General features: G+C 64.4%; 11 protein-coding genes. 6 read left to right on the top strand and 5 right to left on the bottom strand.

Features of this window, described 5'->3' with window-relative positions:
* Positions 1–41: 41 nt before the first annotated feature.
* Positions 42–2,888, bottom strand: coding sequence for a [protein-PII] uridylyltransferase (locus CFB17_RS00820; RefSeq protein WP_088559501.1), 2,847 nt, complete (start codon positions 2,886–2,888; stop codon positions 42–44).
* Positions 2,889–2,968: 80 nt separating this feature from the next.
* Between CFB17_RS00820 and ccmD the strand changes: the two genes are divergently transcribed.
* Genes ccmD through ccmI form a run of 6 tightly spaced genes read left to right on the top strand, consistent with a single transcriptional unit; the run spans position 2,969 to position 8,200 of the window.
* Positions 2,969–3,214: a heme exporter protein CcmD gene (gene ccmD, locus CFB17_RS19065; protein WP_165769349.1), complete on the top strand. Its 246-nt coding sequence runs from the start codon at positions 2,969–2,971 to the stop codon at positions 3,212–3,214.
* Positions 3,215–3,227: 13 nt separating this feature from the next.
* Positions 3,228–3,749 carry a cytochrome c maturation protein CcmE gene (ccmE, locus tag CFB17_RS00810; RefSeq protein ID WP_088559499.1) on the top strand — a complete coding sequence of 174 codons (522 nt, stop codon included), beginning with the start codon at positions 3,228–3,230 and terminating at the stop codon, positions 3,747–3,749.
* Entirely contained in the window at positions 3,746–5,731 is a 1,986-nt protein-coding gene (locus CFB17_RS00805; RefSeq protein WP_088559498.1) for a heme lyase CcmF/NrfE family subunit, read from the top strand. The genes ccmE and CFB17_RS00805 overlap by 4 nt, the downstream gene beginning before the upstream one ends.
* An 11-nt stretch (positions 5,732–5,742) precedes the next feature.
* A complete protein-coding gene (locus tag CFB17_RS00800) occupies positions 5,743–6,330 on the top strand; it encodes a DsbE family thiol:disulfide interchange protein (protein ID WP_088559497.1) in 588 nt (195 codons plus the stop codon).
* Entirely contained in the window at positions 6,327–6,812 is a 486-nt protein-coding gene (locus tag CFB17_RS00795) for a cytochrome c-type biogenesis protein (protein ID WP_088559496.1), read from the top strand. Before CFB17_RS00800 ends, CFB17_RS00795 begins: the two co-directional genes overlap by 4 nt.
* Complete coding sequence (ccmI, locus tag CFB17_RS00790; RefSeq protein WP_088559495.1) at positions 6,809–8,200, top strand: c-type cytochrome biogenesis protein CcmI; 1,392 nt, start codon at positions 6,809–6,811, stop codon at positions 8,198–8,200. The genes CFB17_RS00795 and ccmI overlap by 4 nt, the downstream gene beginning before the upstream one ends.
* A 10-nt stretch (positions 8,201–8,210) precedes the next feature.
* On the opposite strand, the gene moaB is transcribed toward ccmI, so the two are convergent.
* From moaB to CFB17_RS00770, 4 genes are all read right to left on the bottom strand, one after another.
* Positions 8,211–8,756 carry a molybdenum cofactor biosynthesis protein B gene (gene moaB / locus CFB17_RS00785; protein ID WP_088559494.1) on the bottom strand — a complete coding sequence of 182 codons (546 nt, stop codon included), beginning with the start codon at positions 8,754–8,756 and terminating at the stop codon, positions 8,211–8,213.
* Positions 8,725–10,341, bottom strand: a complete 1,617-nt coding sequence (locus CFB17_RS00780) for a lytic transglycosylase domain-containing protein (protein ID WP_165769348.1) — start codon at positions 10,339–10,341, stop codon at positions 8,725–8,727. The genes moaB and CFB17_RS00780 overlap by 32 nt, the downstream gene beginning before the upstream one ends.
* Positions 10,342–10,450: 109 nt before the next feature.
* Positions 10,451–11,374, bottom strand: coding sequence for a uracil-DNA glycosylase (locus CFB17_RS00775; protein ID WP_165769347.1), 924 nt, complete (start codon positions 11,372–11,374; stop codon positions 10,451–10,453).
* Positions 11,375–11,606: 232 nt separating this feature from the next.
* Entirely contained in the window at positions 11,607–11,810 is a 204-nt protein-coding gene (locus CFB17_RS00770) for a hypothetical protein (protein ID WP_088559491.1), read from the bottom strand.
* Between the last annotated feature and the right edge of the window lie 108 nt (positions 11,811–11,918).

Raw genomic sequence — 11,918 nt, 5'->3', positions numbered from 1 at the left:
CAAGCGGGGACGATGCTCCCCGGCGCCATTGCCTGGATTGTTCACCCTTCGCGCAATGTCGCCAGGAGCGAGCGCTCGATACGGGCGATCTTGCTCTTTTGCGTGACCTTCATACCGAAGACGTCCTTGACGTAGAACACGTCGACGACACGCTCGCCATAGGTGCTGATATGCGCGCTATGGATGACGAGCCCGAGTTCCTTGAGCATCTTGGCAAGGAGAAAGAGGAGCCCCGGCCGGTCGCGGCCATTGACCTCGATGACGCTGTAGGTGCGGCTGGCCCCGTTGTCGATCAGGACGCGCGGCTCGACCTTAAAGACGTCCGTTCGTTGCGGCAGCGAACGCTTGCCCTCGAGCGCACGCTCCAGCCAGATCTCGCCGCGCAACGCTTTTTCGATGTTTGCCCGAATGCGCGCATGTCGCCCCTGGTCGCCGACGGCCGAGGTGCGCTCGAGATCCTGGAAACCCAGCGTGTCCAGCGCCATGCCGTCCGAGGTCGTAAAGATATGCGCATCCGTGATCGAGACGCCGGAGAGCGCCAAGGCGGCCGCGATCTTCATGAACAGGCCAGGGTGATCGGCAGCATAGATGAATACTTCGGTGCGCGCCCTGAATGCGTCGACGTTGAAGTCGATCGTCAAGGGCGCGTGGTCGTCGTCGGCCTTTTGGATCAGGAGCGCGTGTGTGAGATGCTCCTGCGCCTGAAAGCCCAGCCAGTAACGAGGGTCGTGACGCTCCAGATAGGCAGCGATCTGGGGCTCGCTCCAGGCACCGTCAGGCAGGCTGCCCAAAGCGCGGGCCAAGGCCGACTTGGCGGCGTCAACACGCTCGCGGCGCCTGCCATGGGGATCGCCGGAGGCCATGATGGCGGCGGCCTCATGGTAGAGTTCACGCAGGAGCTGGCCCTTCCAGCCATTCCAGACATTCGGGCCCACTGCGCGAATGTCGGCGACCGTCAGGAGCAAAAGCAGCTTTAGACGTTCTGGCGATTGCACGATGCTGACGAAATCCTGGATCGTCTTGGCATCCTCGGCATCCCTGCGGAAGGCGAAATGGCTCATCACAAGATGGTTGGCGACGAGCCAGACGACCGTCTCGGCGAAGGCATCCGTCAGCCCCATGCGGGCGCAAAAGCGTCGCGCGATCTCCGCACCGATCCTTGAATGATCGCCCCCCCTGCCCTTGCCGATATCGTGCAGGAAGGCAGCGAGCATCAGCTCGCGCTTGGAGATTGCCTTGGGCATGATTTCGCTGACGACGGGCAGTTCTTGAACAAGCTTGCCTTCCTCGATGTGGCTGAGCCCCTCGATGACGCGGATCGTGTGCTCGTCCACCGTGTACACATGGTAGAGATTGTGCTGCATCAGACCGATGATCCGCCCGAACTCCGGCACGAATCGGCCAAGGATGCCCGATTCGTTCATGCGGGTAAGCGTCAAGGCCGGGTCGGGCCCGTCGGTCAGGATCTGCAAAAAAATGCGGTCAGCCTCGGGATTGTGCCGCATCTCGTTGCCGACAAGACGCAGGTTGAGCTGAACGGCCGCCAGGGCAGCGGGATGAATGTCGAGCTCGCGCTCCTGAGCTAGCCGGAACAGCTCCAGCATCGCCACCGGGCGCTGGACGAAAAGATCGGGCTCGGCCAAGCCAACCCACGATCCCTGGACAAAGAAGCCATTGATACGTCGCCGCCCGAAGCCGATGCGCGGCAAGGTGAAACGCGGCTTGCGCTTGTGCTGTTCCTCCAGGGCCGCGCAGACGATCCGGGTCAGCGCACCCACGTCCTTGGCGACCAGATAATAATGCTTCATGAAGCGCTCGACGCCGCGCGAACGCGGCCTGTCTCGATAGCCCATGCGCGCGGCGATCTGTGGCTGCAGGTCGAAGGTCAGGCGTTCCTCCGCCCGGCCGGTCAGATAGTGAAGTTCGCAACGGACGGTCATCAAGAACGCCCGGGATTTCCTGAAACGGGACAATGAGCTTCGCGTCAGCACCCCGTGCTGCACAAGTTCGCCCACATCCTTGATGCCGTAGATATGCTCGCCCAGCCAGACGAGCGTCTGAAGGTCGCGAAGGCCGCCTTTGCCTTCCTTGATGTTGGGCTCGAGCAGATAGCGGCTGTCGTGCGATTTTAGATGACGCTGGTCGCGCTCGGCCAGCTTGGCCTCGATAAAGGGCGCTTCCTCGCCTTGAACGACCTCGGAACGGTAACGCCTATCGAATTCGTGAAAGAGCTCGGGATCGCCCCATACCAACCGCGCCTCCAGGAGAGCGGTGCAGACCGTCAGATCCTCCCGCGCCAGTTTGACGCACTCGTTGATCGAGCGGATGGCCTGCCCGACCTTCAAGCCGAGGTCCCAAAGCTTGTAGAGGACGAATTCCGCTATCTGCTCGATCCAGGGCGTGCGCTTGTATTCATAGAGGAAAAGCAGATCGATGTCGGAAAAGGGTGCCAGCTCGCCGCGGCCGTAACCGCCGACGGCCACGACCGCCAGACGCTCGCCCTTTGTCGGATTGGCCTTCCCGTAGAGGCGGTGATCGGCGTAGTCCAGAGCGCCCGCGATGATCGCATCCATCTGGAGAGCCAGCGCTTCGTGTACGATTTCAGCGTTGCCGCCAGCCTCGAAATAGCTCCTGACACGTGCCCGGCCGTCCTGGAGCCGGTGCTTCATGTCCTCGAGCAGCGAGGGGGGCTCCACGCCACCCGGCGCCCCATGTTGACCGAGTTCAAGACGAAGGGCCGGTGCATCGATCAATGCCGAGGCGGCAAGATCATGGGCAGCGCTATCGTCGACCGCATCTTCGGTCGTATCATCGAGCTGGGATATGGCGACGGGTTGGGATCGCGCTTCTGCCCCGCTTGCACCGCGTCGACCGATTGATATCCTCATGGCTCTTAAATGACTCTAAAAGGTGCCGTAGAGACGATGATAGATGGCGTCGACCGACGACGCGGCCAGGGAGCGATCCATTGACCCAGTTTCTAGCGATGGGCGGCTATGGCGCTTACATATGGTCAGCGTTCGGCTTCACAACCGTCATCCTTGCAGGCCTCTTGTGGCAGAGCATTCACTTCGCGCGCAAGCAGTCGCGCTTGCTGGCCGCGCTCCGTGCGCAGGCTCCAGCCGGGCGCGTGCGTCGGCGTACGCCCAAGGTGACGCTGCGCGAGAACGACGCGGGCGCTGGCGTCGGCCAGACCCAGCGCCTTCCGTCTTGAAACCGATTCCCCCATGCGCCTGAAGAAGCAGCACCGCCTCGTTTTGATCCTCCTGGTCCTCATCTTGACGGCCGGTTCGACCACCCTCGTACTCACCGCGCTCGGCTCCTCGGTGGCCTTCTTCGTCTCGCCGGCGGATATCGCCAGCGGGAAGGTCGGCGCGGGCAAGCGCTTCAGGCTGGGCGGCCTGGTCGCTGATGGGAGCGTTCGCCACGAAGCGGGCGGCGAGGTGCGCTTTGCCGTCACCGATGGGAAGGGTACCGTCAATGTCGACTTCACCGGTCTTCTTCCCGACCTTTTTCGTGAGGGGCAGGGGATTGTTGCCCAGGGCACGCTCGGCCCCGATGGCACCTTTCAGGCGAGCGAGGTGCTGGCCAAGCACGATGAGCGCTACATGCCGCCCGAGGTAGCCGAGGCCCTAAAGCGCAGTGGCCACTGGCAGGAAGGCAGCGCCGCGTCGGCCGGACCGGCCCCGGGTACCGCCTCGGCCGATGCAAGCAAGGATGCCCGCCCAGGGCAGGGAACGCTGCAATGATCGTCGAGATCGGCCATTACGCCCTCGTGCTGGCACTCTGCTTTGCCATCGTGCAAGGGACGGTGCCGTTCTGGGGTGCCGCGCGCCAGGATCCGGCCCTGATGAGCATGGCGCCCGCGGCCGCCCTCGGCCAGTTCCTTTTTGTCTCAATGGCCTTCCTGGCCCTGATCTATGCCCACGTGACCTCGGATTTTTCGGTCCTCAACGTCGTCGAAAACTCCAGCACCATGAAACCACTCATCTACAAGATCAGTGGTGTCTGGGGGAATCACGAAGGCTCGTTGGTCCTTTGGGTCTGGATCCTTTGCCTCTTTGGTGCCGCCGTGGCGGCGCGCGGCCATAACCTGCCCGATAGCTTCAAGGCCAGGGTGCTAGCCATTCAAGGGCTGATCGGCGTCGCTTTCCTGGCCTTCATCCTCTTCACCTCCAACCCCTTCGCCAGGCTCACACCGGCGCCGTTCGAAGGAAACGGGCTGAACCCCATCCTGCAAGACCCCGGCCTCGCGATCCACCCGCCCATGCTCTATCTGGGCTATGTCGGCTTCTCGATGGCCTATTCCTTTGCGATGGCGGCGCTGATCGAGGGCCGGGTCGACCCCGCCTGGGCCAGATGGCTGCGGCCATGGACGCTCGCTGCGTGGACCGCGTTGACGCTCGGCATCGCGCTGGGCTCCTGGTGGGCCTATTATGAACTCGGCTGGGGCGGCTTCTGGTTCTGGGATCCCGTCGAGAATGCCTCATTCATGCCCTGGCTGGCGGGTACGGCATTGCTGCACTCGGCCATCGTCGTCGAGAAGCGCGATGCCTTGAAGAGCTGGACGATCCTGCTCGCGATTTTGACCTTCTCGCTCTCGCTGCTCGGCACGTTTCTCGTCCGCTCGGGCGTCCTCACCTCGGTCCATGCCTTTGCCACCGATCCGTCGCGCGGCCTGTTCATCCTCCTCATCCTCATCGTGGCGATCGGCGGCTCGCTCGCTCTCTACGCCTGGCGGGCGCCAACCATGGAAGGCGGCGGGATGTTCGCGCCGATCAGCCGTGAAAGCGGCCTCGTCCTCAATAATCTCCTCCTGGCCGCTGCCACTGCCACTGTTCTTTTGGGCACGCTCTATCCGCTCATCCTGGAGACGACGACTGGCGCCAAGATCTCGGTGGGCGGCCCATATTTCCAGGCGACCTTCATTCCCTTGATGGTGCCCCTCATTGCGGCCGTCCCCATAGGCGCGATGCTGGCCTGGAAACGGGCGGACCTACCGGGCGTGCTGGCCAGACTTAAGCTGGCCGCCGCGGCCTCGCTCCTCGTGCTCTTGGGTGTCTGGGCAGTGCGGGACGGCAGCAGCGTCATGGGACTGCTGGGCTTTCTCATGGCGGCTTGGCTGGTCCTGGGCAGCCTGACGGAGCTGGGCCAACGCATCGGCCTTGGCACCTTGCCGCCCGGCCGCGTTCTCGGGCGGCTTCGCGGCCTGCCTCGCTCCGCCTTTGCCATGGTGATCGCGCATGCCGGCCTTGGCGTCCTGATAGCCGGCATGACGGCCGTGTCGACCGGCCAGACCCAGCGGATCTTGACGATGAGCGCTGGCCAGACCGTCGATCTTGCGGGCTATCAGGTGCGGTTCGATGGCGTCGAGGATGTGGCCGGTGCTAATTACCGCGCTCAGCGCGGCCAGTTTACGTTGCTCTCGGCGAGCCGTGTGGTGGCGACGATCAATTCCGAAAAGCGTACCTATCTAGTCGAGCGCATGCCCACGACCGAGGCCGGCATTCGCACGACCCTCCTGGGTGATACTTATCTCGTCCTCGGCGACGCGCTCTCTGCCGGACGCTGGAATGTGCGTATGTACTATAATCCCCTGGCCGTCTGGATGTGGCTCGGCGCCGGCATCATGGGCGTGGGTGGCCTCGTCTCCTTGAGCGACCGAAGACTTCGCGTCGGCGCGCCCCAGCCAGCGGCCAAGCCCTCGACCGCCGCGCCGGCCCGGGCCTGACTGGAAATTCGATGGCCATCACGCATCGACCGGAAGCGACGGATTTGGATCGCACCCCGAAGTCGCGCTGGCGCTGGCTCTTCCTGCTGCCGCTTTTCGTTTTCGTTGGCGTCGGTGGCTTCCTGGCGGTCGGACTGACGCGCGATCCAGAGAAGCTGCCCTCAGCGCTGATCGACAAGCCGGTCCCGGCCTTCGACCTGCCGCCGCTGGCCGGACGAGAAGATGGCGGCTTGAAGACCGCTGATCTCGGCCATGGCCAGGTCATGCTGGTCAACGTCTTTGCCTCCTGGTGCATCCCCTGCAAGGTCGAGCATCCCATGCTCATGCGGCTGGCTAAGGAAGGCATCCCCGTCGTCGGCATTAACTACAAGGACAAGCCCGAGGACGTGGCGCGCTTTTTGGCCGAGATGGGCTCGCCTTATCAAAAGATCGGTGCTGACCGCGACGGCCGGGCAGCGATTGACTTTGGCGTCTATGGCGTGCCCGAGACCTTCATCATCGGCAAGGACGGCAAGATCGCTTATCGCCTGGCCGGCGCCATTCAGGAGCGTGAGCTGGAGGAGAACATCCGGCCGGTCCTGAAGGCATTGACGCGATGAGCCGGCTTCTGCGGGCCGTCCTCCTGGTCCTGGCCCTCTGGCCCATCGGCGCGGCCTTGGCGATCGACGCCGACGAACTTCTGCCCGACCGCGTCCAGGAGGCGCGTGCGGAGAGGTTGGGTCAGGAATTTCGCTGCCTTGTCTGCCAGAACGAATCGATCGAGGAATCAGGTGCCGATCTGGCACGTGATCTTCGGCGCATCGTGCGCCAGCGCATCGTGGCGGGCGACAGCGACCAGGCCATCCGCGACTTCCTCGTTGCCCGCTATGGCGACTTCGTCCTCTTGAAGCCACCTTTTCGGCTGGCAACCATCTTCCTCTGGCTCGGCCCCTTCATTCTCGTCGCATTGGGCGCGGCCCTGGCATTCGTCGCGCTGCGCCGGCGTCAAGGCGCGACATTGCAGACGCAGCCTCTCGACCCAGCGGAGCAGGCTGAGCTCGATCGACTCGTCCATGCCGGCGGTGAGACCAGGACCTCATGACGCCGCTCATCTTGACCCTAATCGCCCTCAGCCTCGTTGCCGGTGGCCTGCTGCTGCTCCCCTTCTGGCGCCAACGCATCCATCTCTCGACGAGGGAAAGCGAACTTTCGATTTATCGCGACCAGCTCCGCGAGATCGAGCGCGACCTCGAGCGTGGCGTTCTGCAGCCGACCGAGGCGGAGGCGGCACGGATCGAGGTCGAGCGCCGCCTTTTGAAGGCTGGACGTCGGGCGTCTGCTCCCGAACCGGCAAGTCCGAGCCGATCGAGAGGCAGCCTTGGCGTCGGGCTGGCCCTGGCCGCAGCGGTGCCGGTGCTGGCGGCCCTCCTTTACGCCGATATCGGTCATCCCGACCTTCCCGACCAGCCGATCGCCAGCCGCGGACGACCGATCGAGGATCCGCAGCTGGCCCAGATCAAGGGCATGGTCGCCGGATTGGAACAACGGTTGCAGGCCAAGCCCGACGATCTTGATGGCTGGCTGAGGCTCGGCCGCTCGAAGATGGTCCTTGCCGACCTTGAAGGAGCGATTGCGGCTTACCGCCGGGCACAGAGCCTGTCGCCCGACCAGCCTGACATGCTGGCGGGGCTGGGCGAGGCGCTGGCCAGGCGCGCCAACAGCGTAACCCCGGAAGCCCAGGCGACTTTCGAGCATCTCCTCGTCGTCCAGCCGGGCGACCCGCGCGCACTCTATTTTATCGGGCTGGCGCACGCCGAAAGCGGCGATCGCCCGGGGGCCGTTGAGCGCTGGCGGCAGCTCTTGGCGGCAGCGCCGGCCGGAGCATCCTGGCGTGCCGACATGGAGGCGTCGATCCGCAACGCCGCCACGCAATATGGGATCGCGCCCGACACCATCCTGGCCAACCTGCCCGCGCCCCCGCCGCCGAGTACGCCCTCACCGGATGACGAAGCGCGACGGCTGGCTTCCTTGCCGCCCGATCAGCGCAACGCCGCCATACGAGGCATGGTGGACCGCCTACAGGCGCGACTGGAGCGGGAGGGCGGGGATGCGACCGGCTGGCAGCGACTAGGGCAGGCTCGGGCGATGATGGGCGACAAGGAGGCGGCCAGCGCCGCGTTCGCCAAGGCCATGGCCCTGGCACCCGACGACCCGACTATTCCTTTGGACTACGCGCAGTCGCTGGTTGGGCCGATCTCGGCACAAACCAAGCTCCCTGAGGTTGGTGACGAGGCCGCCCAGCTGTTCTCAAAGGCGATATCGCTCAATCCCGACCAGCCGGCGGCACTCTGGTTCCTGGGTGTGCATGCCTTGCAAGAGGGCGATCAGGCCGAGGCCCGGCGCAAATGGGAGAAAACGCTCTCGCTGCTCGATCCGAAAGCGGCAGACTATGCCGCGGTCAAACAGCGATTGGACGCCTTGGGCGGCTAGGCGCCGCGCGCTAACGTTCTTTTAGGCGCGGCAGCAGCTCGGCGAAATTGCAGGGCCGATGGCGGATGTCGAGCTGGCTGCGAAGAATGCCGTCCCAGCCATCCTTCACCGCACCAGTTGAACCGGGCAGACAGAAAATATAGGTCCCGCCGGCAACCCCGGCATCCGCCCGACTCTGAACGGCGGAGGTGCCGATCTTGGCATAGCTCAGCATACGGAAGAGCTCGCCAAAGCCGGCGATCTTCTTTTCAGCCACGTGGTCCAGCGCCTCCGGCGTAACGTCACGCCCCGTGACGCCCGTCCCGCCGGTGGTGATCACCACCTCGACCATGGGATCATCGATCCAGCGCCTCAGCTGCGCTTCGATCAGGACCGCATCATCCTTCACGATCGCGCGCGCGGCCAACTGGTGGCCATCCCCCTCAAGACGGGCGACGAGCGTGTCGCCGGAGCGATCGTCAGTCAGACCGCGCGTATCGGAAACGGTCAGGATGGCAATCCTGACCGGTCGGAACGGCCGGCTCTTATCGATAGGATCCGATGCTGGTGTCGACATTCTGTATCCGATAGCCACCGCCGCCGCTGTAGCCGGCCATCTGCGTTGCCGGCTGCGTCACATCGGGCTCGGGCCATTTATTCTCAGCAAGTGCCCGCAAGGAAGGATGCGGCTGGCCCATCTGCTCACTATAGGTCCAAAGATTGAGCAGCACCTTTTTTACGTACTGCCTCGTCTCGGCATAGGGAATAGCCTCGATGAAAAGCAACGGATCGTCGCTTGCGTCGGCAAGCGGGCCGTCCATCCAATTGCCGACCGCCCCGTCTCCGGCATTGTAGGATGCCAGGAGATGGATGAGGCTAACCCCTGCCGTCGGGCTCTCCAGCAGGCGCTGAACATAGGCCTGGCCAAGATCGAGATTCTTGCCAGGATCACGCAGGGACTTGGCTCCCTTGTAGCTGATGCCGGCCCATTGGGCGACACTGCGCGCCGTTGCAGGCATCAGCTGCATGAGCCCCCGCGCACCTGCCCGGCTGCCGGCATTGGGCCGAAAGCCGCTCTCCGCGCGCATGATGGCAAAAAGCAGCGCCCGATCGATGGCAAAGCCCGAATCCGGGACATAATCCGGCATCGGGAACGCGCTGGGATCGGACCGGACCGCAACATGCTCGAGCGTCACCTGGTTGACCCGGCTGCGGGCACCCGGCAGTTGCAGCGTTTCGGCCAGCGCCGCAACGGCTGGCGCACGATCCGACGGCAAATGGGCGGCAAGGCCGCGCAGCTCTTCATCGGCCAGATCCGGAAGCCCCAATTTGGCCAGGGCCACGGCCCGCTGCGCGGCAGGCTCATGCGTCACGCCCGCCAACGCATTGCTTCCGGGTAGTCCGGCCTGGCCCGCGGGCGAGAGAACGGGGCCGCCCAGGAGAGCCTGGGCCACCATCCCGTAAAAGTCCTGGCTGGCGCCGACGGCAATGTCGAGCAACCTTACGACCTGCTGCGGCCTGCCCGAACGCATGTCGGCGCGCGCCGCCCACACCGCCGAGGCCGCCCGCTCCTCGCCACCGAGGTCGGTACGCTGAGCCATGGCGCTGAAGAGTTGCGCGGCGCTCTGGTAGTTACGGGCGCGCCACGCATCAAGGCCCGCCTTGAAGGCGGCCCGGACCTCTCGATCCCTACTGTCTAGCGGTCCGGGCAGGTAGGCACCGCTATTCGTCACGGTATTGGCGACATTGTTGCTCAGAGGGGCTGGCGGCGCCATGGCGCCACGCGGCCGCATCTGCAAAGCGCTTTGATAGACGGCACCTGCCTCTGGCAGATCGCCATATCGTTGCAGCCAGGAGACGAGTTCGTCGTAGCTGGGCTTGTAGCCGCGGCTGACGAAGACCATGGCCTGGACATGGCCTTCCAGCAGGCGGTTCTGGATGCCTGCCATTAAGGGAGCAACGCGAGACACCTGTCCGGCGTCGAGGAGGGCGAAGATATCGCGATACCGCGCCAGATCGGCATCGCTCAAGGGCGACGTCAAGCGATCGAGGCCGCGCGTGACGACGACGCTTTGAACACGCGCCGCCGGTCGGGCATCAGCGGCGAATGCGTGATCGATGGGGCCAGCAGCCTGCCAGACGAGCAATCCGGTCGCGGCCATCAACATCCTGGCACCCCATCTAGGGCTGTCGGCTCTTTGCATGGGTGTCGGTGTTTCTCTTTTGTATTCTCTTCCGGGATCATGGCTCGGGATCTTCGGTCCCGCTCGGTCAGGAAAGCGTCGGACCTCCCTCCGGCTCGGTGTCGTGCGACGGCCGGGGCAACGGCCGAGCATGCCGGGGCGATGTCTTTTGCATCCCCTCCTGGCGATGGCTGAGCAGGCGGGCGACCTCTTGGAGATCCCGCCAGGCAAGGCGTTTCTTCAGCGGCTCGCGAAGCAGAGTCGCTGGGTGAAAGGTGGCGCGGGCGGCTATATCGAGTCCGCCTGTGCCATAGCGATAGGCCCGACCGCGCAGGCGGCTCTCGCCACCCTCGGCCGCCAGCAGGGCACGGGTTGCCGGGCCGCCCAAGGTCAAAATGAGATCTGGGGAGAGCAACTCGATCTGACGCTCGACGAACGGCCTGCAGATTTCTATCTCAACGGCCGACGCGGGCCGGTTGCCGGGAGGCCGCCAAAAGACGGTATTGGTGGCCCAGACATTCTCGGGCGAGAGACCGATCGAGGCCAGCATGCGCGTCAGGAGGAGGCCGACGTCGCCGGCAAAGGGCCGCCCTTCGAGATCGTCCTCGGTGGTGGGCGTGTCGCCAACGATCATCAAGCGCGCGCGCGGCGTGCCGATGGCGTAGCAAAGATGCGAGGCGGTGGATTTCAAGCCGCAGCCGTCAAACTCGGCAAGAAGATGGCCGAGTTCGTCCAGATCGCGCGCGCGGGCAGCCCGATCCCTTGCCTCTTCGATAGCAGCGGATGCAAGGACGGGCGCGGCCGGTCGGACGGGTGCCGGTGCCGGCCGCAGGGGGACATGGGGATCGAGGAGACAATCATCGACGCCCGCGATCGCCTGCCATTCGAGCCAGGCGGCAAATCCTGCGGTCGTTTGAAAGGAGGTGGGGTCGAGCGGATCGGCGACCAGCAGACCGACCAAGCCTTGCAGGCTGTCGACACTGGCGAACCCTTCCGTGAGCGCGGGCGGCATCATCGCGTCCGTGGCACGGCTTTGTGCTTCCCCCTTGCATGACACCATCGATTCCCCATCGCGAAGCCTCTTCTGGCATCAAACGATTGTGGTCGATGACTGTCCTGGACGATTAGCGCGCGACGGGCCTACGTCGCCGCACCTCCGAATGGTGGCACCCGGCAGCCCCATGCTGCCGGACACAGGAAACAAGACAAACAGCGCCCGAAAAGGGCGCTGCTTTCCACGCCGCTTAGATATCGCGATAGGCGAGCGGACGGCCTTCGCGATCGGTGATCAGCTTACCACCCTCGTCCTGCGCAGCGATGTAGCGGCCGTGACCAACCGCGGTGCCCACATAAAGAGCGGGCTTGACCTTCTTGCCGTCGAACATCTTGGCCTGCTGAGCGGGACCGCGCGCCGAGGGATCGTTCTTGCTCTTTGACGTCTTCAACATGATCTTTAAACAACTCCGAAACGCACGCCATCGAATTGCCGGCGGATCCGTCGGCCCAAGGCCGGCTCCGTGCGCTCAAGGCGGCTCTGCTGGTACTCACCGTCGTTT

Source organism: Arboricoccus pini (genome assembly GCF_900187945.1).
Lineage (GTDB): Bacteria > Pseudomonadota > Alphaproteobacteria > Geminicoccales > Geminicoccaceae > Arboricoccus > Arboricoccus pini.
Note: the sequence above shows the minus strand (reverse complement) of the source record. Positions and strands in the feature narration are given on the sequence as shown.